Origin of the sequence: Rhizobium sp. IBUN (genome assembly GCF_000510625.1) — a bacterium.
Lineage (GTDB): Bacteria > Pseudomonadota > Alphaproteobacteria > Rhizobiales > Rhizobiaceae > Rhizobium > Rhizobium altiplani.
The window spans coordinates 19,592-39,359 of the sequence record NZ_AZNV01000036.1; the positions used below are offsets into that span (position 1 = coordinate 19,592).

Sequence of the window (19,768 nt, forward strand, 5' to 3'; positions counted from 1 at the left end):
GAGGGTGCCATGCCCGAAAATCAAAGCGAGAGACCGCTGCAGCCCGGTGACCGCGCGCCGAACGTCATTCTCGATGCGATCACGCGTCAGGGCAAGATATCGATCGATGACTTCCGAGGACAGAAGCCGGTTTTGGTCGGCCTGTTTCGCGGGCTCCACTGTCCATTCTGCAGGCGGCAAATCGCCGCGATGGCGAGCCTGGCGGGCGACCTCCAGCAAAAGGGCATCGAAAGTCTGACGGTGGTCAATACGCCTATCGATCGGGCACGCCTCTATTTCCGGTATCATCCCTTGCCCAATCTGCTGGCGGCCTCCGATCCCGACAGGGTATCGCATCGCGCCTTCGGGCTTCCCAACATCGAGTTCACGCAATCGGAAACAGCGTGGCCCTACAAGGTTAGCCTCGACACGCTAACGTCGATGCGCGTCGATATGCCTGACCTGCCTGAGCCGATGGCCCCGCTGGCGGCTGTTGAATACCTCGACAATGCCGATGGTTACGAGTTCACGGACGACGACAAGCGGATGATTGCGACGGGTGAGGGCCAACTGGTCGGCGAGTTCCTTCTTGACCGCGACGGCGTCGTCAGATGGTGCTTTACCGAGGTGGCCGACGATGGCCGACGTATGTTCGGCGTACCTGCTCCCGAGGAGGTCATGTCGGCCGCGTCAAACATTGCTGCCTAAGCGACTGCGGTCAGTCAGATCCGCTTGTCGCGCTTTTACTCGTTTCGAAAAACGGAGTTCGGCTCCCGCATAAGCGGAAGCCGACTTGTCAGGGTCGCCACTTCATTACCTGCATGCGCCCTGGCGTATGATGCGGAAGCCGCTGTTGTTAGCTTCACAGGTATTCGAGAAGGTGCGCAGTTGTGAACCTCGTTGGCCGCAGACTGGGCGGTACTCACGCGTGCATATGCCACCGGGCCGCGGCGGTGGCGGACGCTGAGGGCGCACTGTTATGCCGGGCTGGCGGCGGCACTGGCCGCGGCTGATGACCGTAAAGTTGGCTGCTTGAGCTTGGCACGCGTTAGAGAAGGTCTGAACACGTCCGCTGCGTTGGCCGCAGACCGGAGCGTACTCCATGGTACACACCTGCGGCCTCGACGGAAGAGGTGTCGGACGCGATGTCATCGGAGGCGGCCGGCGGCACTGGCCACGGCTGATGATTGTAAAGTTATTGGCACGCGCCTGGCATGCACTGGCGAAGGTCTGGACACGTCCGCCGCGTTGGCCACAGACGGGATTGTATTCCAGAGTGCATATCTGCGGACTGGGCGCGCGAGGTGGCGGGCGCCAATAATTGGGTCCTACGTCGGCAGTGCAGGCAGACAGAAGCGAAATGAGCCCAAACAGGGCGATCTTCCGAGGCAACAGGAAACCGGCGAGCGTCATGACTCTTCCCCTGCAGCTAGATTTCTTTTCAAATCCTAGCTCAAGTTGCATTTTCGGGGAAGATCAAACGTCTGCGGTGTTGAAAGTTTTGAAACGCTTCAGTCGAACAGGCTGGAAACCGACTCTTCCTGGCTGGTGCGGTTGATCGCTTCACCGATCAAGCTCGCCGTGCTCACAACGCGGATGTTGTGAGCTGACTGGACAGCCGTCGTCGGCTGGATCGAATCGGTGATGACGAGCTCGCGAAGCTTCGACGAGGTGATGCGGGTGACCGCGCCCCCCGAGAGAACGCCGTGGGTAATATAGGCGGTGACGCTTGCCGCCCCTTTGGCAAGCAACGCATCGGCTGCGTTGCAGAGCGTGCCGCCGGAATCGACGATGTCGTCGATCAGCAGGCAGTCCTTGCCTTCAACTTCGCCGATGATGTTCATGACTTCGGATTCACCCGGGCGGTCGCGGCGCTTGTCCACGATCGCCAGGAGACAGTCGAGACGTTTGGCGAGCGCGCGGGCACGAACAACGCCGCCGACATCAGGCGAAACCACCATGACGTTGCTGATGTCGTAGTTGGCCTTGATATCACGGGTCAGGACCGGGATGGCGTAGAGATTGTCCGTCGGAATATCGAAGAAGCCCTGGATCTGGCCTGCATGCAGATCGAGGGTTAGCACGCGATCGGCGCCGGCTTCCGTTATGAGGTTGGCGACGAGCTTGGCGGAGATCGGCGTGCGCCCCGAGGCACGGCGATCCTGGCGGGCATAGCCGAAATAGGGAAGAACCGCAGTTATGCGGCGCGCGGACGAGCGGCGCATCGCATCGATCATGATGAGCAGTTCCATGAGATGGTCGTTCGTCGGAAAAGACGTGGACTGGACGACGAACACGTCTTCACCGCGAACGTTTTCCTGAATTTCCACGAAGATTTCCTGATCGGCAAATCTTCTGACGCTGGCTTTGCCCAAAGGCACATTGAGATAGCTGCAGATCGCTTCGGCGAGATGCCGGTTCGAATTGCCTGCGAAAACCTTCATCTTGGTCCGCCTATTTCCTGCTGATAGCCGCGCTTTTTAGCCAGCTTGCTCCTGAATGCAAGGGCTAAGGCGTCATCTGCGCTCATATTTCTAAAAACCTTGTGGCTTAACCGCCGCGAGCATCGCGCCACGTTGAGAAGTCGGTGATGGTTTTCGAGGCGATTTGCTGCATAACCGAGGCGGGAACGCCGGCCCAGGGATCCTGCGCCTCCGAGGGTACGCTTTCCTGTCCCTGGATGCGGTGCAGGCGCGCGCCGCTGCCATCGAGAATATCCCAGACATAGACCACGGTGACCTTGCCGCTGTCGGAAAAGGCGGAGAGGTATCCCTTCAGAATGTAGGCGCTTGAGCTGTCGTTCGAGCTCTTGATGGAAAGGCCGTGCGAGCGGGCCTCCGCTCCGAGTTGGCGCGAAAGCGGTGTAACCGCCTGAACCGGTGCCCCGATGATCGGAAGGAAGCGGACGGTCGTCCCACCTGCCGAGGACGAACTCGTATTCAGCATGGCAGTCTGGGTTTGCTGTCTAGGCGGTTCGCGAGCGGGCGCTTCCACCATGTCTTCTTCCTCGGCCTGGGCGTTGGATATTGGCTCCGGCAGGGTCTGCGCCTTGATTGGCACGGAGGATGCCGGCGAGCGCATATCGCTTTCCAAGGCCATCGCCTGGGCTTCCATCGTGGTAGGCGGTGCGCCTGAACCTTGGCGATAGCTCGCCTGGCTGTAGGCGGGATGATATCCGTTCGACCGCTGCTGGGCGGCAAAGGCCTGCTGGCGGGGCTGGGTTCCTGCCATGCGTTCCACGTCGCCCTGCGTTACCGGCGATGAGCGCATGTTTGGTGAGGAATCGCCGATGTCGACCAGCGGGACCAAGGCGTCGGTGGTGTTGCAGGCGGTTAGGGCAAAGCAGGCAAGGAGCACTGGCGCAGTCGCGACTCGCGTCATCCCTCGTTACATCCTTCCCAGTGCCGGCCCCATGCACTTTATGAAGGCCGGTGCCGGTCTGTGTCAATTCCGGATTCTTGTCTCAGACGTTGATGAAATCCAGAGAGTGGCGGGAAAGCGCGCGGGGTGTGTTGTCCGTCGTGAGATAAGTCTGCCCGAGGGTCATCGCAGTTCCCGTGTCGGAATCCATGATGATCATGTGCACGAAGAGCGACATGTTCGGTTCGATTGCTTGCGGATTACCGACATGGAACATCTGATGCTCCATCCAGGATGGCGAGAAACGGGCGCCCAGCGAGTAGCCGCAGGCATTGAGGCGATGGCGCGACAGGCCGCGCTCGTCCATGATTTTCGCATGCATATCGAAGACGTCGCCGAAGCTGTGGCCCGGCCTCAATACCGTTTCGATTGCCTGGATGGTTTCGAAGCAGGCGTTGAAGAGTTCGCGATGGCGATAGCTCGGTTCGCCGATGACGACGGTACGCATCATTCCCGCATGGTAGTGCGCGTAGGCGCCTGCCCATTCGAGCGTCAACTGGTCGTTGGTATCGAGCTTGCGGCGGCCGGCCTTGTAGCGGCAAAGCAGGGCGTCCTCGGCAGAGCCGATGATGAATTCGTTCGCGGAATAGTCGCCACCACCGGCAAAAACGGCGCCCTGCATCGCGGCCAGAATATCCGCTTCGTCTGCGCCGGGATTGGTCAGCGCGAGTGCCGCATCAAGCGCATCGTCGGCCAATACAGCAGCGCGTTCAACATAGGCGACTTCGGCTGGGCTCTTGATCAGTCTCAGGCGGCTGACGAGATAGGACGCGTCGACGATCTGGCCGAACGACGTCAACTGCGCGTCGAGCATCCGGGCTACGCGGCCCGTCATGCCATGGGTGTCGTATTCGACGCCGATCCTGGCTCCGAGCAGATCCATCTCGACCAGCAGGTTCCGAAGGTCGACGGTCGGATCGGCATTTACGCGGTCGACCCAGACTTGCACGTTTTCCAGAATGGAGGTGTGTTTCGCCTGACGCAGGTCGGCAGAGCGCGTGATCAGCGCCATCGTCCCGTCGGCCTTGACGACAAGCGTTTGGAAGAAGCAGTAGCCGAAGGTGTCGTAGCCGGTCAGCCAGTACATGCTTTCCTGCGCAAACAGCAGCAGGGCATCCAGCTTCTCTTCGCGCATCTTGTCTGTCAGACGCGCGAGGCGGACGGCGAATTCGGGTCGGTCGAAGTGCAAGGCCATACCGCTCAAATCTCCCTGATTGCGATTGCAGAAATCTGCCGACCGTAGTCCGGCTCTTTGTTATGTGTGGTCCGGCGGTACGAGAAGAAACGCTCGGCATCGGGATAGGTGCAGAGCCCAAGGCTTTCTGCGCGGATGCCGGCGGCGCGCAGCCGGTCGATCGTCAGGGCAGGGAGGTCGAACATCGCGTGTTCAGGCTTTCCTGATGGCACGAAATAGCGCTCGTAAGATGGATCCTGAGCGACAAAGCGTTCCACAAATTCCGGCCCAACCTCGTAGCTCGCCTGGCTGATCGATGGGCCGAGGCAGGCAACGATGGCTTCGCGCTTCGCGCCAAGCTGGACCATCGTGTCGATCGCGTTTTCCAAAACACCGGTAAGGGCACCCTTCCAACCTGCATGAGCGGCGCCAATGACACCGTTTTCCGAATCGGCGAAGAGGATTGGCCCACAATCGGCAGCCAGCACCCCGAGCGCTATGCCCGGAGTTGCCGTTACCAACGCATCCGCTGAGGGGCGGGAGCCGTTAAAGTTCCTGTCGACGACGACCACATCGGGAGAGTGTACCTGGTGGACAGTAGCGAGACGCTCGACAGGCAATTCAAACCAGCTAGCCACGCGGCGGCGATTCTCCTGAACCTTCTCGCGCTCATCGTGCGAGCCGAGGCCGACATTCAGGCCGCGATAAATGCCGTCCGAAACGCCGCCTTGCCGGGTGAAGTAGCCATGGAGAATTGCGTCACCGGTTGCCTCTTTCAGCAGCGCGCTTTGGATCGGTGCCGGAGATGCTGCTTGCGTCATTAGAACTTCCAAAATTGCTTGAATGCTTGTGCGCCTTACTGGATGGCAATGCCTGGTCGATTGCCTCGGATGTTGGCCCAGCGGCGCTCGCGCTGTCAATCCACCGAACGGAAGGGCATCAAATCCACCGTCGGGTGCGAGACCGCCAGCACCTTGAAGAGTTCGCCCATACGCCCTTCACCTTCGCCGGCCAGTCGGTCGACTGCGGTCTGGATGATTTGCTGCGTATGTGGTGCTCGATCCCGGCCAAGCGCGGCAGCGCGATCGAGAATGCCGAGGCCGACGAGAAAATCGCCCTGGTGAAGCATGCCGTTGACCTGGACCCCGGCCGCAGTGGCGGTCTGTGCCAATGCCTGGAAATCGACGTGGCTCGTCAGGTCCGCTTCACCGGGATGCGCCAGCGGCGGATCATACTCATGCATGCGCACCGCCTGTAGCGTGTCGCCGTAGCCACTCACAACGTGCCCATAGTCAATGGCGACAAGCGTCCCGCCATGTTCTTTCAGGCGATCGCAGATCGATAGCATCACCGACTGGCGCGCCGGCGAGACTTCGAAGATTGTTCCCGGGAGTACGTCCTCTTCCGGCCAGGGGAGGAGGCTTGAATCGATCCCGGCCACGCCGGCGCCGAATGTCAGTTCGCCTGCTGCGTCGACGCCCACCATCCGCTCGCGGAAGCCCGCCGGCGTCCGCACGAACTGACGGATCGGAATCGCATCGAACAACTCATTTGCCGCGACGAGCGAGAATCCCGGCGGGACTTCATCGAAGCCCTGATGCCAGCTGACCTTGTCGCCGTGGGACGCCAGCGTCTCCTGCTGGATGTCGCGCAGCCGCTCGCTTGTCTCGACGAGGTGCACGGTCATGTCTCCGAAAAGCGGCGGCGCGATACGGGAAATGACGCGCAGCATATCCGACATCATCGTGCCGCGACCGGGACCGATTTCGACGAGACGGACACCTTTGGGCGTCCCGTGTCGCTGCCAGGCATGGACGATGAAGACGCCGATCATCTCGCCAAAAAGCTGGCTTACCTCGGGTGCAGTCACGAAGTCACCTGTGCGGCCAAAAGGCTCGCGGGTCCTGTAGTAGCCATGTTCGGGGTCGGCGAGGCACAGCGAAAAAAAGTCCGTGACGCTGATCGGGCCGTTCGCCTGAATGATAGCCTTGATCTTCTCACCGAGCGCGGTGCTCATGAATGCCCCTCCTGTCCGGCTGCGATCAGTGCTGCAGGGCAGCCTGACGGCGAGCGCGAAGCATGGCCCAGATTCCCAGCAATACCATCGGCGTGGAAAGCACCATGCCCATGGTGAGCCAATTGGTGCCCAGCAGGTAGCCCAGCTGGGCATCCGGTTCGCGGAAGAATTCGACGAAAATGCGGGAAAGCGCGTAGCCGCAGACGAAAACGCCGGTGACGAAGCCAGGGGTCTTCAGTGCGCGGAAGCCGTAGATCAGCATGGCGAGAACCAGGAGGAGCACGATGCCCTCCAGACCTGCCTCGTAGAGCTGGCTGGGGTGGCGAACAAAGTCGCCGCCGGGGCAGTAACCGTCGGCCCGCTCGATATATTGGTTACAGAAAACCATGCCCCAAGGCACATCGGTCAAGCGCCCCCAAAGCTCTCCATTGATGAAGTTGGCGACGCGGCCGCAGAACAGGCCGATCGGGACGACTGCTGCGACAATATCGAACAGGCTCCAGATCGGTATGCTGTTGCGCCGCGCGAAGACGATCATCGCGATGGTGGTGCCCGTCAGGCCGCCGTGGAAGGACATGCCGCCATTCCATATCTGTATCGCCCGGATCGGGCTCTCGATGACAGCAGGCATGTCGTAGAAGAGGATGTAGCCGATGCGGCCGCCGAGGACGATGCCGAGCGCGACCCAGATGATGAAATCGTCCAGTTGCACCTTGGTGATCGGGGACACGTCGCCCGGCCACAGCTTGTTGTTCCCGGCGATCTGACGCGCATAGTACCAGCCGAGCATGATGCCGGCGACATAGGCAAGTCCGTACCAGTGAATTGAGAGGGGGCCGAGCGAAAAGGCGATCGGGTCGATCTCGGGGAACGGCATGATCGCCATGTAATTGGCTGCTGTCGGCAAGGTTGTCCCATTCGGTGGCGCAAAGCCCGGAATATGGAATCGGGCGTCTGACGCGGTTCAGTTCAAGGCGTCCTTTGCGACTTTCTGAAGGCGCGCCGAGCTTGATGTGGGCGGAAGATGGCGCTGCGATCAAGAGCGGTCAAGTCGATTGTTGGCGATCAGAGGCCGCCGGCTGGCTTATCCAGAGCAAACCGCTTGCATCCTCCGCGGCGAAGCCCTACCTCATTCTTGAGGGGCCGAAGTGGCCCTAACTGGTCTATAGCAAAGGGAGAAAATCGCCATGACGACTGGAGCAAACCGCATCATGGACGAGTTCGCCAAGCTGATGACGGATGCGGCTGGCGCTGCCCAGGGTGTGCGCAAGGAAATCGAGACAGCCTTCAATGCGCAGGCGGAGCGCTGGCTCAATACGCTCGACATCGTGAAGCGCGAGGAATTCGAGGTCGTACGCGAAATGGCGATCAAGGCGCGCGATGAAAATGATGCGCTGCTTGCGCGGATCGCCGCCCTTGAAGAGAAGCTTGCGGCCAAGGGCAAGTAATTCCCGTTGTGAGACAGGCCGTGGTGTGACCTTTATGAGACACACCGCGGCTGCGGCCTAAAAACCAGGTGCGGTTATCCACCTGTGGACACTGCCAAAAAGATCAATGGGCAGAGTCATTTAAACCTCCTTCTGAATCTAAACCCGAAAAGCTTTCCACAGTGCCGTTCCCTAAAACGGCCTTCAGGGGCTGGCGTGTCGCCGAGCCCGTTATACACTGATTTTAAATGATGATTCGAAGCGGTTGGTAAGCTCCAGGCAGGTTTGACTGCGTTAAGTCTGGTAGTGGTTCAACGGTCATCACGGTTGGTGGTTCCGGCTGTTGCGTGTGTTCTCCTTGTGTCTCGTTGACGAAGTTGGTTCGCATTCACTCCGGTCAAGAAGGTGCTGCATGAGCCTCATGGAATTGGAAGTCGAGCGTCAGTCGAACCCGGTCGATATGATCGAGTACGTCGCCGCCAATAACGACTGGTCTTTCGAGCGGTCGGGTGACGACGAAATTGCGATGACGGTTGAAGGGAAGTGGGCCGACTACCACGTTTCCTTTTCCTGGATGGAAGAGTTCGAGGCGCTGCACCTTGGCTGCGCCTTCGACGTCAAGGTTCCCGAACAGCGCGTTAACGAGGTCACCAAGCTCTTGGCCGCGATCAACGGCCAGGTCCTGATGGGACACTTCGATCTTTGGCGCCAGGAAGATGTCATCATCTTCCGTCAGTCGCTGCTGCTTGCCGGCGGTGCGGAGCCGACCAATCGACAGGTCGAGGTTTTGCTCGCTAGTGCGCTCGATACCTGTGAGGCGTACTATCAAGCGTTCCAGTTCGTGATCTGGTCGGGCATGGAGGCGAACCGCGCCATGGAAGCGGTTCTCTTCGAAACCGTCGGCGAGGCGTAAATGTCATCCGCATCTTCAGGTCCTATCGTTCTTATCGGTGCCGGCAATATGGGGGGCGCAATGCTCTCTGGCTGGCTGAAGAGCGGAGTGGCCGGTTCTTCCATCGTCGTCATCGATCCCGGTCCGTCCGAACAGATGATGAAAACAATCAACGATGCCGGCGTAACGCACGTTACCTCGGCTCATGCCGGGCTGACGGCAGGCGTTCTCTTTCTGGCGGTCAAGCCACAGGTGATGGATGCCGTGCTGCCTCCGGTCAAGGGAACGGTGGGATCAGAAACCGTCGTTGTGTCGGTCGCCGCCGGAAAGACGCTGTTGTTTCTTGAAAAGCATCTCGGTGAGGCTGCGATGGTGCGCGCTATGCCGAACACCCCGGCCATGGTCGGTCGTGGTGTTACGGGTGCGTTTGCCAATGCCCGCGTCACCGATGCGCAGCGTGAGCACGTCCATTCTCTCTTGCGTGTATCCGGTCCGGTAGAATGGGTTCCAACCGAAGCCGACATCGATGCCGTTACGGCGCTGTCGGGAAGCGGACCGGCTTATGTGTTTTATCTCGTCGAGTGTATGGCAGAGGCAGGCCGTAAACTTGGCTTGCAGGCGGACCTTGCCATGCGTCTTGCACGGGAAACGGTCGCGGGGGCTGGTGAGCTTTTGCACCAGTCCCCCGACGACGCCTCGCGGCTGCGGCAGAACGTGACATCGCCGGGCGGCACGACCGCCGCCGCGCTTTCGGTCCTGATGGCCGAGGACGCGATGCAGCCTCTTTTCGACAAGGCCCTCGCGGCAGCGCGCAAGCGCGCCGAAGAGCTTGCCGGCTGAGGACAACCTGTATGGCTGACGAAATCACATATGCCGACTTCGAGCGTGTCGACATTCGTGTCGGTACGATCGTCGAGGCAAGTCCGTTTCCGGAGGCGCGAAAGCCGGCCTTCAAGCTGCTGATCGACTTCGGGCCAGAGATCGGTCTCAAGAAGTCGTCGGCCCAGATTACGGTTCACTATACGCCCGAGAGCCTTGTCGGTCGGCAGGTTCTCGGCGTGGTGAACTTTCCGCCACGGCAGATCGGCCCGGTCCGCTCGGAAGTCCTGACCTTGGGCTTCGAGGATGAGGCGGGAGCGATCGTTCTTGCAAGAACCGACAAGCCCGTACCGAACGGCAAGAAGCTGATGTGATCAGTGGATCTCGCGCGACAGCGGATCGGTCAGCGAGAAATCGTGGAATACGGCTTCGAAGCCGGCGCGTTGCGGCGAGCAGAATACCGGCCCGACGGCAACCTCTGCATACGCCGGATCGATCCACGCAAGGCGTGCCATGCGCCAATCTTCCATGCGGTCCGTTCTGTATTGAATGAACAGCGCATCGCCATTGCGTGTCACCCGCACGCCCATGCGCTCGAATGTGTGGTCGAGCCGAAAGGCTGACCAATCGGAATTGCCGTTGGTCACGACGACGCTGAAATGCATGGCGCCATCGGTATATTCGATCCCGCATTTCATCCAATGCGTGGCATCAGCCCGTACCATGAGGCCAGCCTGATCGTAGAGTTCCTGGTAGCGTCCCGAGAAGGAAACCTCGGCGGTGAAGTCGCCTTGTCGCGACCGGTGCAGGAAATGTCCGTCGTCGCGGTGGAAGCCGTAATAGGTCCCCTGCCAGAAATCGGTCTTGGGTCCCGACCAGACATGCAAATCCCCGCCGCGCATCTCGAAGCGAGGCGGCGGGTTCAGCCATGTCATTGAGCTCGTGTCCATCGTCATCTTTTCCTCACGCGGGCAGGCGAACGGTCGCCCGAAGGCCACCCAGAGGGCTGTCGCCAAGCGTGACGTTGCCGCCGTGGCTTCGTGCGATGTCGCGCGCGATTGCGAGGCCCAGGCCGGTGCCCGAGGCATCGAGATTTCGGGCTTCGTCGAGCCGGAAGAACGGCTTGAAGACGTCCTCGCGGTTCCTTTCTGGAATTCCCGGGCCGTCATCGTCAAAGGTGATCGTCAGCCACTTGGCGCTGTGCCTGGCGTTGATGTCGAGCGTGTTGGCGTAGCGGCGGGCATTTGAGGCGAGGTTGGTCACAAGGCGCGTGAAGGCGTTCGGACGCACCAAGATCTCGTCGTCTCCGTCGATCGAGTATGTAAGCCTCTTGCCGTCGTGAAGTTCGAAGTCTGCCGCCACTCGTGCGAAGAGCTCGCTGAGCTTCAGGTCGCCAACGTCCTCTTCGACCTCGCTTCGGGCAAACGCCATGTAGGCCTCGAGCATCGACTGCATATCGTTGACGTCGTCGTTCAGGCCGTGAAGCTCCGGATTTTCGCCGGCCAGTGCCAGCTGCAGCTTGAAGCGGGTCAGGATCGTGCGCAGATCGTGGCTCACTCCGGTCAGCATCGCCGTGCGTTGCTCGATCTGTCGCTCGATGCGCTCGCGCATCAGAATGAAGGCAAGGCCCGCACGACGAACCTCATCTGCCCCACGCGGGTGGAAGTTGTCGGCCTTCTGCCCCTTGCCGAAGTTTTCGGCGGCGTTGGCCAGCGCTAGGATCGGGCGGATCTGCCCGCGCAGGAAGAGGATCGATATGCCAATCAGGACCAGCGAGGCGCCAACCATCCACACAATGAAGATGTGAGTGTTGGAGGCATAGGTCGAGCTACGCCGTGCCAATACGCGAAGGATCTTGTCTTCGAGCTTGATGCGGATCTCGACGAGGCTGGAGTCGCCGAGCGTGTCGATCCAGAAGGGGCGCTTGATCTGATCGCTGATCTCGTCGCTCAGGATACCGTCCAGGATGGAGAAGAAGGGCTTTGTGCGTGGCGATGGCAGATCGCCGTCCGGTTCGATCGAGATCTGCAAGTTCATCTGATCGCGTGCGATACGGGTGACTTCGCTAAAGTCCGTATCTTGCGGATAAGTCTCGATGATCTGGATGATGGCCGCTATGTCGCGCGTGACGGCAGCTGAAAGGCGTTGGGTCACCATCTGCCAGTGGCGCTCCATGAATACGGCGGCGACAACAGACTGCAGGAGCACCATGGGGATAATGATGATCAGCAGCGAGCGGACGTACAGGCCCGTCGGCAGATAGAGCCGAAATCTGCGCAGCATCCACCGCCAGCCGCGGGCGGGCGAGCGGTCGTCGCGCCGAAGAGAGTCGAATGTCACCATTTGGCCGCTGGTCCTGGGGTTGCGACTGTCAATCGATGCTCAATCGGTATCCTATACCACGAACCGTCTGCAGCCAGACCGGATTTGCGGGATCGTCCTCGATCTTGCGTCTCAGGCGATTGATCTGCACATCGATGGTGCGCTCACCGACATCGACATCGTTGCCGATAAGCTCGTGTCGCGGAATGGTATCGCCGGCGCGTTTGGCGAACAGCAGCATGATTTCCTGCTCGCGATCCGTCAGCCGGACGACTTCGGACGCCTTCTTCAGCTCCTTGCGTGTGAGCGAGAAGGTATATGGTCCGAACATCACCTGTTCGATTTTCGGCGCATCGTTCGAGACATTGCGGCGCAGGATGTTGTTGACGCGCAGCACGAGCTCGCGTGGGTCGAAGGGCTTGGCCAGATAATCGTCGGCGCCTGCCTCGAGGCCCTCAATGCGGCTGCCTGACTCCGCCAGCGCCGTGAGCATGATGATTGGCACGTTCTTGATCGTGCGCAGACCCCTGGTCACTTCGATCCCGGACTCACCCGGCATCATGACGTCCATGATGATGAGGTCGAAATCCAAGCCGGCAAGCTTGCGTTGAGCTTCCGCGCCATCCGCGGCCACGGTCACCCGGAAGCCGTTCTCGGTCAAATAGCGGTTGAGCAGGGCGCGGATACGCGTGTCGTCATCCACAACAAGCAAGTGCGCAGCGTCGTCCGAAATCACTGTCTTTGTCGCCATTCAATCCGCTCTCGAGTTTGGTCTATTCCGCATACCTCTGAGGAAGGCCTTTATGCCTTCCCGTACCTCCGGAGAAGCCCCGTCGAATGCTCTCTCAATACGGCGCGATTGCGGCTCCGCCAGAGCAAGAGCAAGCTCGCGCCCCATCTTGGTAGGATAGAGCTTGCGCTGCCGCCTGTCTTCAGGCCCCGCAATCTGTCGAATATACCCCGAATCAATGAGTTGTTTGAGCACTCTTGCAAGACTCTGCTTGGTTATCTTCAACGTATCCAGCAGATCGGCAACCGTCATGCCCGGGTTGCGGTTAACAAAGTGAACGACACGGTGGTGCGCGCGCCCGAAGCCGATCTCTGCCAGGATGGCGTCAGGATCCGAAACGAAGTCACGATAGGAGAAGAACAGAAGCTCGATGATCTCAAAATCGATGGTTTCTGTGTTTTCCATCGGCATTTTCAGCAGTTCGGGCTTGCCCGCCTTTGGGCTCGTCTGGCGTGCCAATTTGGCATTTCCTTTCTTGTTGCGCACCTCGCGGGAAGCTCAGATAAAAATATGCCAGCATTTGACGTATCTTTGCGCCGTTGCTTGCTTCCCCCACGCGTCGCGAAGCCGGAAGGGGATGCCGTTTCCACCGGAAATTTGGCCCCACTTCGCAAACTTCACCACAATGCGTAATTTTCCCCTGTGTCAGTGGATAAAACGTATCGGGGATAACAATCAACAACAATGGCGTACGGGCGCCGGAGGAGAGCGAACGGCTGCGGTGCGTTCGTTCAGTGGAAAAACGCAAAGATCCACGTGTCGACCTATGGGTTTCACTCCGCAACCTGGTGTTCATGGGAGAACACGGCTGGGCGGTGACGGAAATCGGGCCACACCGGTTTATGCCGGCGACGATCAGCGAAACACTGATGAGCGACTATGTAAGAGAGATAGATCGCGTGGCCGCTGCCGCCGACTATCCTCCAGCAAAGGACAGCGACCGGGTTCCCAGGGAGCCTCGGCCGCTTCTCGATGGGCTATCTATCGTGCGCGGGCGGCTACCGCTCCTACGATCGTCGACAGGATGCCGCCGCCGATCAGGCCGCCGATACCGTCGGCAATCAAACCGGTCATTGCAGCTTCGCCGCCGACCATGCCGAGCAGCATGCCACCGCCGATGCCACCGATCGCGCCGGCGATCGTCCGGGCGACGGTATTGATTGCAACCTGCTTCAACGCGCCGCTTGCGACGTTGCCGCCGACTGCACCCGCTATTACCTGTGTGATGATGGGCAATAAGGCTTCCACGATTTCCCTCCTTCGCGTTTCCTCAAACGCCACTGCCGGCTGCGCGATCCGAAAGGATAGCCAGCCCTACAGGCGATCCGACCTCCGACCGGGAGCAGGGGATATCGTCTGAATTTCAGTATTTTATCATAATTGAATATTTAGTGGAATGGAGAGCAACCCACGCGTGAAAGTTTTCCACGCTGTCTGCGTAAAAAAGGCGCCCGCGGGGCGCCTTTTCCGTGTTGTGCGTTACAATCAGTTGTAGACGTAAACGATGCGGCGGGTGCCGGGGTCCACAAGGACCGGTCGATCGTTGATTCGGACATACCGATACTGATAGTCCGGAATTTCCTGGAACGTCACATCAGCCGGCACGGAAGCACCCACGACGACATCGCCACCGAGGCGCACGGTCTGTGCCGGATTGGTCTGGACATAGGTCGTGACGGTTTCAGGTGGGGTAACGGCGTCGACGGAGCCAACCGGTCCAAGCAACTCGTCGCCCGGTGCCGGCTCAGGAGCGACGCTTGCCGTCGTCTCATAGGTCACGACGGGAACGCCTAGATCGGACTGGTGCTGCTCGACGACGACGGGGCTGCCACCCTGTTCGACCTGCAGATACTGAGCATAGACCCAGCCACGCACGCCGTTGACGTCAACACGGCACCAGCGGCTTCCCTGGATGCAACCATCCAGCATTGCCTGCGAGCCGCGCGTCGCGATTCCGATTGAGGGATATTGCGGACCGGGGCCTGCGCGAACGTTCAGATCGTTGATGGCCGTGGCAACCATGTCCGCCTGGGCAAGACCGGCGCTTCCCACGACGATCGCGCCAGCCAGGAACAGATTTCGCTTCAAGGTCATCTCGTTTCTCCTTGTCTTAATACAGGCAAGTAACGTTTGGGGTGCAGACGATGTTCCGCCGCCTTCGCTTTCGCCGGTAAACGATTGTATCGACGTGTTAAATTCGAACGTGGCTGGTGATCGAACCCTGAAGCCAGACTGTGTTCACTAAATCGCGGGCTGCGCACGGTGTGATTTCGGACTATAGGAACCCGGGACAAAGACAAGCGAGGCACTCATGGGCATGCTCCAGGCCGGCATTATTCCGGTGACACCATTTCAGCAGAACTGCACGATCCTCTTCGACCCGGAGACCAAGGAAGGCGTCGTTGTCGATCCCGGCGGCGATGTCCCGGCGATCCTCGAGGCAATCACGGCGAACGGGTTCGACATCAAGGAAATCTGGCTGACACATGGCCATCTCGACCACGCAGGTGGAGCTAGGGAGCTCAAGGAAGCCCTGAACATCGATATCGTCGGTCCGCACGAGGACGATCTTCCCTTGCTGCAGCGGATCGAGACCCAGGCGCAAAAGTATGGCATCCCGTCGGGCATGCAGAATGTCGTTCCGGATCGTTGGCTGAAGGATGGCGACAAGGTCTCGTTTGGCACGCACGAGTTCGAGGTGTACCACACACCAGGCCACGCGCCCGGCCATGTCATCTACTTCAATCGCGCACAGAATTTTGCCCATCTGGGCGACGTGCTTTTCAACGGCTCGATCGGTCGGACGGATCTACCCGGGGGCAATCACCAGCAACTGCTCGATTCGATCCGCGACAAGGTCTTGCCGCTGGGCGATGACGTCGGCTTCATTTGCGGACACGGGCCGGGCAGCCGGATCGGCGACGAGCGACGGAGCAATCCCTTCCTGCAAGGGATCTGAGCACCCAAAACAAAAGCGCCGCTGAGAGGCGGCGCTTCGTGTTTGACTGCGCGTTCAGGCGATTAGCCGGCGTTGCAGAAGTGGCTGCGGCCATCGTTGCCGATAAATGTGCCGCTGCGCGGGTCAAACGACCGGTAGCGATAGGAGCAGTAGCGTTCCCACTGCGGAGTCCAGGGCTCGATGTCGGCGGCAACCGGACGATAGTAGCGGGGCGGGGGAGCGCGATAGACCGGAACGGCTTCGTATTCCGGGTCGTAGGGCGGGTCGATGTAGCGCGGCTCATCATAACGCGGCGCGCTGGCAATGGCTGAACCCACAATCAGACCCGTTGCAAGGCCGACGGCGCCACCGACAAGCGCATCATCGCCATGGTGGTGACGGTGCCAGTCACCAGCCGACGCGACCCCGATCGATGATACTGTGAGGGCAGCAGCGGTTGCCGTCATAAGGAGCGTCTTCGCAAGCCTGTTCATTTGTATTTCCCTGTTTTAACCGATACCGGTTCTGCACCTTGATGATGGCAAGGTAAGGGCCGCGATCTGAATGCAGGCTGAATGACAAAACCCGGCATCGCTGCCGGGCTTCAACTCGAATTGACAGCGTTGGCTAGAGGCTCAGCCTGCGATCTGCAGGTTGACAGCCTTGGGGCCCTTGCCGCGGCGGTCCGGCTCCGTGTCGAAGCTAACCTTCTGATTCTCCGTCAGTCCGGCCAAGCCAGAAGCCTGAACGGCAGAAATGTGTACAAAGATGTCCGCGCCGCCCTTGTCCGGCTTGATAAAGCCAAAACCTTTGTCGGTGTTGAAGAATTTTACTGTGCCAGTCTCGGCCATGCGTCAGGTCCTTTTATCTCTGCCCGCCATCCACACGGGCAGCATCACTGATATTGCCTCCTCACGGAGACGTTAGCAGGCAATTATTGAAATGTGAGAAAAAGGTCCCCTCTAGCACAACCAAACTCACCACGGGACTGACGCCCGCTTTCTCGGAACTGGTTGACCGGAATTTTAGCGTCTCCGGCGCGCACATTCTCAAGGACTTCCCATGCTCGCAAAATGCCCGAACACGGTGAGAGTGCTGCGATTATTAAATTTTGGCAAGCAAAAGTTTTTTAACGCGTCTGTGCTGAAAGGCACCTATAGGAGGCATTTTTGTACGCTCAGAGCAAAATTTTGGTCGTTAGCCGCCGCCGAGCAACGCTTTATATCGTTGGCAATATAGTTTGGGAGCAGATTTTGCCAAAAATGCAACGCTAACGCGACTACGCAAAGGCTAAAGTTTTTTTCTTTTCCGGGCGTTCAACCCAAGTTTGGGCTCGGTTTCAACCTCTCCGAAGCTCGACGGCGCGTAATTTCGGGCACCACCTCAACCAGAAGCATGGCGGTGAACATTAGCGCGCAGCCGGCGTAGCCGAGCGGCGGCATGGTTTCGCCCAGCAGCAGAGCGCCGAGCGAGGCGCCGAAGAGTGCTTCAGATGACAGGAAGATCGCTGCCTGCGACGACGTCGTGTAGCGCTGGCCGATGACCTGCAGCGAGAAGGCGACACCGGACGAGAATATCCCGACGTAGAGGATCTCGGGGGCTGCCGCCCAGACCGCTGCCCAACTGATCGGTTCCGCGACGATGGCAACGACGAGCGCGCAGGCCCCGGTCACCGCAAACTGGGCGGTCGAAAGGGTAAGCGGGCGCCCGGTTTCGGACACTGTGATGCCGGCCAGGGTGATCTGCCCGGCCCAGAAGACCGCGCAGACGACCGTGAGCAGATCACCGGTCGTCAGTGCCGAGAGTTGGCCACCGGACAACATGTAGATGCCGGAAACGGCCATGATCGCGCCGGGCCAGATGATCCAGTGCGGGGAGCGGCGCAGGAAGACGACAGCGATCAGGGGGACGATCACGACGTAGAGGCCGGTGATGAAGCTCGAATTCGTCACGGTCGTCGTCTGCAGGCCGATCTGCTGGGTGGCGGCGCCACCGAATAGCGCAAGACCCGTCAGCAGATAGAGCTTGAGATGGCGCGGCGCGGTCTTTACCCGCGCCTTGCGGGCTTCGAAAAGCATGAACGGCAGGACCGCGACTGCGGCAATCACGAAGCGCAGGCCAATGAACCAGAACGGACCGATTGCCTTCATTGCCGTCGACTGCGCGACAAAGCCGCCGCCCCAGATGGCAGCTGCAAGCAATAGAAGGAGGTTCGCCTGAATGCGCGTCATGTCGTCCTCGGTGCGGGAGAGTATGGGCGAGCGTTAGCAGTTGCCTTTGGTTTGGGCAAGGGTGAAGAATGTCGCCACTGGGTAAGCGCCTGAGAGCAAACGGATGGCAACGAAAACGGTTTCATCGGCGGACGAAAAGGCTGCGCCGCGACAACAGCGCCATGATGCGCCAGCGGGGTATTGCGGCAACTCGCTCACGCGAAAGCTCGGCCTGAGGGAAGGGCAGGCGGCGCTGCTGATCGGTGTACCCGAGATCGCCGAAATACAATCCTTTGAGCATTTCTCCTCCGTTACGAAAACTTTGCCATCAATGATTGAGCGTCGCTTCGACTACGTGCATGTTTTCGAAGCCCGCCGGGTAGTCCTGGAAGGTATTGCCCAGGCTGTATCGGGCGCTCTCAAGCCCGACGGGATGCTTTGGATTTCCTGGCCCAAGAAGGCGGCGCGGGTGCCGACGACAGTCACCGAAGACGTTCTGCGATCGATTTTCGTGCCTTTGGGGCTGGTTGACGTCAAAGTCTGCGCTGTCGATGAGACATGGTCCGCCCTGAAGTTTATGTTTCGAAAGGAACTGCGCGCCGGCCTCTAGGCTTAGTGTCAACCATTGTTTACCGGCGCCCGCGACACTCTTAGCAAGGCACCATCGTCTTCATCCGTGAGGAGCAGCAGGGCGCCGTCGGGTGCGACGATCACATCACGCATGCGGCCATAGGAGCCGTCGAAAATCCGCTCCTCGGCGACGAAAGCTCCGCCTTCATCGCGCTGCATTCGCGACAGCAGCTGGAACTTCAGCGCAGCAACGAGAAAGTTGCCGTCCCATTCGGGAAACATCTTGCCGCGATAAATGGCCAATGCTCCCGGCGCGATCGACGGGTCCCAATAATAAAGCGGTTGCTCAAGCCCTTCCTTGGCTGTGCCTTCGCCGATCTCGGCGCCCGAATAGTCGCGTCCGTAGGTTATGATCGGCCAGCCGTAGTTTTTGCCAGGCTCGATGTAGTTGATTTCGTCACCGCCGCGGGCGCCGTGCTCCACCGTGTAGAGCTTGCCGTCGGCGGCATCGAAGGCGATGCCCTGCGGATTGCGATGGCCCTTCGACCAGACCTCCGGAAGCGCCTTGCCGCCGTCCTTGAAGGGATTGTCGGTGGGAATGCTGCCATCGGCGTTGATGTGGATGATGGAGCCGGCATCGTCCTTCCAATCCTGGGCACGATCCCTGTCACCACGGTCACCGACACTGATGAACAGCGAGCCGTCCTTGCCGAACGCTATTCGGGAGCCGTACTGGATGTTGCCGCCGGTGAAGCGCTTCATCGTGAAGATGGATTTGACGTCGTTCAGCCTTGTTCCGTCATTTGACAGCGTGGCGCTGAGTACCTCGGTGCCGGAGCCGCCCCTGGCCCTGGTCGCGGCCGTGAGGAATATCTGGCGGCTTGTTGCAAAATCAGGCGCGAGCGCAACGTCCATCAGACCACCTTGCCCCCGGGCGCTGACTTCAGGGACGCCGGCGATGGGGGCAGAGAGCTTGCCGTCGCGTATGATGCGCAGCCGTCCCGGTCGTTCGGTAACGAGATAGGAACCATCAGGGAGCACCTCCACGGCCCAGGGGTGCTCGAGGCCTGTTGCAATGGTGTCGACTTGAACCTCGACCGTCTTCGTCTTGACGATGTCGGCAGAAAAGCTTGGGGAGGCGGCCAATACCGCGGTTGCGAGAAAGAAGCCGAATGGAAGCCGTGCAAGTGTCGTCATGGTCTGTCCCAAT

The 19,768-nt window shown here is 59.8% G+C and carries 24 protein-coding genes; 7 read left to right on the forward strand and 17 right to left on the reverse strand.

What is annotated here, in order from left to right; genetic code table 11:
- The first annotated feature begins 9 nt into the window (after positions 1-9).
- Positions 10-687 carry a peroxiredoxin-like family protein gene (locus tag RHIBUN_RS0125325; RefSeq protein ID WP_018857229.1) on the forward strand — a complete coding sequence of 226 codons (678 nt, stop codon included), beginning with the start codon at positions 10-12 and terminating at the stop codon, positions 685-687.
- A 105-nt stretch (positions 688-792) separates the two neighbouring features.
- On the opposite strand, the gene RHIBUN_RS35695 is transcribed toward RHIBUN_RS0125325, so the two are convergent.
- The 7 genes from RHIBUN_RS35695 to lgt all read right to left on the reverse strand — a co-directional run bounded on the left by RHIBUN_RS35695 (position 793) and on the right by lgt (position 7,497).
- Positions 793-1,443, reverse strand: a complete 651-nt coding sequence (locus RHIBUN_RS35695) for a Kazal-type serine protease inhibitor domain-containing protein (RefSeq protein WP_348625998.1) — start codon at positions 1,441-1,443, stop codon at positions 793-795.
- A gap of 47 nt (positions 1,444-1,490) precedes the next feature.
- Positions 1,491-2,423 carry a ribose-phosphate pyrophosphokinase gene (locus tag RHIBUN_RS0125330; RefSeq protein ID WP_018857228.1) on the reverse strand — a complete coding sequence of 311 codons (933 nt, stop codon included), beginning with the start codon at positions 2,421-2,423 and terminating at the stop codon, positions 1,491-1,493.
- A 106-nt stretch (positions 2,424-2,529) separates the two neighbouring features.
- Complete coding sequence (locus RHIBUN_RS0125335) at positions 2,530-3,360, reverse strand: hypothetical protein (RefSeq protein ID WP_025661715.1); 831 nt, start codon at positions 3,358-3,360, stop codon at positions 2,530-2,532.
- An 82-nt stretch (positions 3,361-3,442) separates the two neighbouring features.
- Positions 3,443-4,594: a Xaa-Pro peptidase family protein gene (locus tag RHIBUN_RS0125340; RefSeq protein ID WP_025661716.1), complete on the reverse strand. Its 1,152-nt coding sequence runs from the start codon at positions 4,592-4,594 to the stop codon at positions 3,443-3,445.
- 5 nt (positions 4,595-4,599) lie between these two features.
- Positions 4,600-5,394: a peptidoglycan editing factor PgeF gene (gene pgeF / locus RHIBUN_RS0125345; RefSeq protein ID WP_025661717.1), complete on the reverse strand. Its 795-nt coding sequence runs from the start codon at positions 5,392-5,394 to the stop codon at positions 4,600-4,602.
- A 95-nt stretch (positions 5,395-5,489) separates the two neighbouring features.
- On the reverse strand, positions 5,490-6,590 hold the full coding sequence (locus RHIBUN_RS0125350) for a class I SAM-dependent methyltransferase (RefSeq protein WP_025661718.1): 1,101 nt from the start codon (positions 6,588-6,590) through the stop codon (positions 5,490-5,492).
- A gap of 25 nt (positions 6,591-6,615) precedes the next feature.
- Positions 6,616-7,497 carry a prolipoprotein diacylglyceryl transferase gene (gene lgt, locus RHIBUN_RS0125355; protein ID WP_025661719.1) on the reverse strand — a complete coding sequence of 294 codons (882 nt, stop codon included), beginning with the start codon at positions 7,495-7,497 and terminating at the stop codon, positions 6,616-6,618.
- A 280-nt stretch (positions 7,498-7,777) separates the two neighbouring features.
- Here lgt and RHIBUN_RS0125365 point away from each other — a divergent pair, with 280 nt between their 5' ends.
- The 4 genes from RHIBUN_RS0125365 (at position 7,778) to RHIBUN_RS0125380 (ending at position 10,102) form a co-directional block, all read left to right on the forward strand.
- Positions 7,778-8,038 carry an accessory factor UbiK family protein gene (locus tag RHIBUN_RS0125365; RefSeq protein ID WP_007534115.1) on the forward strand — a complete coding sequence of 87 codons (261 nt, stop codon included), beginning with the start codon at positions 7,778-7,780 and terminating at the stop codon, positions 8,036-8,038.
- A gap of 391 nt (positions 8,039-8,429) precedes the next feature.
- Positions 8,430-8,930 carry a YbjN domain-containing protein gene (locus tag RHIBUN_RS0125370; RefSeq protein ID WP_018857221.1) on the forward strand — a complete coding sequence of 167 codons (501 nt, stop codon included), beginning with the start codon at positions 8,430-8,432 and terminating at the stop codon, positions 8,928-8,930.
- The gene (proC, locus tag RHIBUN_RS0125375) at positions 8,931-9,749 is read left to right on the forward strand and encodes a pyrroline-5-carboxylate reductase (RefSeq protein WP_025661720.1); all 819 of its coding nucleotides are present in this window, start codon (positions 8,931-8,933) and stop codon (positions 9,747-9,749) included.
- Positions 9,750-9,760: 11 nt separating this feature from the next.
- The gene (locus RHIBUN_RS0125380) at positions 9,761-10,102 is read left to right on the forward strand and encodes a tRNA-binding protein (protein ID WP_025661721.1); all 342 of its coding nucleotides are present in this window, start codon (positions 9,761-9,763) and stop codon (positions 10,100-10,102) included.
- Here RHIBUN_RS0125380 and RHIBUN_RS0125385 read toward each other — a convergent pair whose 3' ends face one another.
- From RHIBUN_RS0125385 to RHIBUN_RS0125410, 6 genes are all read right to left on the reverse strand, one after another.
- On the reverse strand, positions 10,103-10,684 hold the full coding sequence (locus RHIBUN_RS0125385) for a DUF1349 domain-containing protein (RefSeq protein ID WP_025661722.1): 582 nt from the start codon (positions 10,682-10,684) through the stop codon (positions 10,103-10,105).
- A 7-nt stretch (positions 10,685-10,691) separates the two neighbouring features.
- Entirely contained in the window at positions 10,692-12,071 is a 1,380-nt protein-coding gene (locus RHIBUN_RS0125390) for an ATP-binding protein (RefSeq protein ID WP_025661723.1), read from the reverse strand.
- A 28-nt stretch (positions 12,072-12,099) separates the two neighbouring features.
- Positions 12,100-12,801, reverse strand: a complete 702-nt coding sequence (locus RHIBUN_RS0125395; protein ID WP_018857216.1) for a response regulator transcription factor — start codon at positions 12,799-12,801, stop codon at positions 12,100-12,102.
- Positions 12,802-13,299, reverse strand: a complete 498-nt coding sequence (locus RHIBUN_RS0125400; protein ID WP_018857215.1) for a MarR family transcriptional regulator — start codon at positions 13,297-13,299, stop codon at positions 12,802-12,804.
- A gap of 522 nt (positions 13,300-13,821) precedes the next feature.
- Positions 13,822-14,088, reverse strand: a complete 267-nt coding sequence (locus RHIBUN_RS0125405) for a hypothetical protein (RefSeq protein WP_025661724.1) — start codon at positions 14,086-14,088, stop codon at positions 13,822-13,824.
- Positions 14,089-14,325: 237 nt separating this feature from the next.
- Positions 14,326-14,934, reverse strand: a complete 609-nt coding sequence (locus RHIBUN_RS0125410; RefSeq protein WP_025661725.1) for a DUF1236 domain-containing protein — start codon at positions 14,932-14,934, stop codon at positions 14,326-14,328.
- Between the two features lie 217 nt (positions 14,935-15,151).
- Between RHIBUN_RS0125410 and RHIBUN_RS0125415 the strand changes: the two genes are divergently transcribed.
- Positions 15,152-15,799 (forward strand): MBL fold metallo-hydrolase, encoded by a 648-nt coding sequence (locus RHIBUN_RS0125415; protein ID WP_018857212.1) that lies wholly within the window; start codon positions 15,152-15,154, stop codon positions 15,797-15,799.
- A 62-nt stretch (positions 15,800-15,861) separates the two neighbouring features.
- Here RHIBUN_RS0125415 and RHIBUN_RS0125420 read toward each other — a convergent pair whose 3' ends face one another.
- From RHIBUN_RS0125420 to RHIBUN_RS0125430, 3 genes are all read right to left on the reverse strand, one after another.
- Positions 15,862-16,272: a BA14K family protein gene (locus RHIBUN_RS0125420; protein WP_025661726.1), complete on the reverse strand. Its 411-nt coding sequence runs from the start codon at positions 16,270-16,272 to the stop codon at positions 15,862-15,864.
- A gap of 141 nt (positions 16,273-16,413) precedes the next feature.
- Positions 16,414-16,629 carry a cold-shock protein gene (locus RHIBUN_RS0125425; protein WP_007534130.1) on the reverse strand — a complete coding sequence of 72 codons (216 nt, stop codon included), beginning with the start codon at positions 16,627-16,629 and terminating at the stop codon, positions 16,414-16,416.
- A 465-nt stretch (positions 16,630-17,094) separates the two neighbouring features.
- Entirely contained in the window at positions 17,095-18,009 is a 915-nt protein-coding gene (locus tag RHIBUN_RS0125430; protein ID WP_018857210.1) for a DMT family transporter, read from the reverse strand.
- Positions 18,010-18,112: 103 nt separating this feature from the next.
- Here RHIBUN_RS0125430 and RHIBUN_RS0125435 point away from each other — a divergent pair, with 103 nt between their 5' ends.
- On the forward strand, positions 18,113-18,598 hold the full coding sequence (locus RHIBUN_RS0125435; RefSeq protein WP_025661727.1) for a hypothetical protein: 486 nt from the start codon (positions 18,113-18,115) through the stop codon (positions 18,596-18,598).
- An 8-nt stretch (positions 18,599-18,606) separates the two neighbouring features.
- On the opposite strand, the gene RHIBUN_RS0125440 is transcribed toward RHIBUN_RS0125435, so the two are convergent.
- Complete coding sequence (locus RHIBUN_RS0125440; protein WP_025661728.1) at positions 18,607-19,755, reverse strand: PQQ-dependent sugar dehydrogenase; 1,149 nt, start codon at positions 19,753-19,755, stop codon at positions 18,607-18,609.
- Between the last annotated feature and the right edge of the window lie 13 nt (positions 19,756-19,768).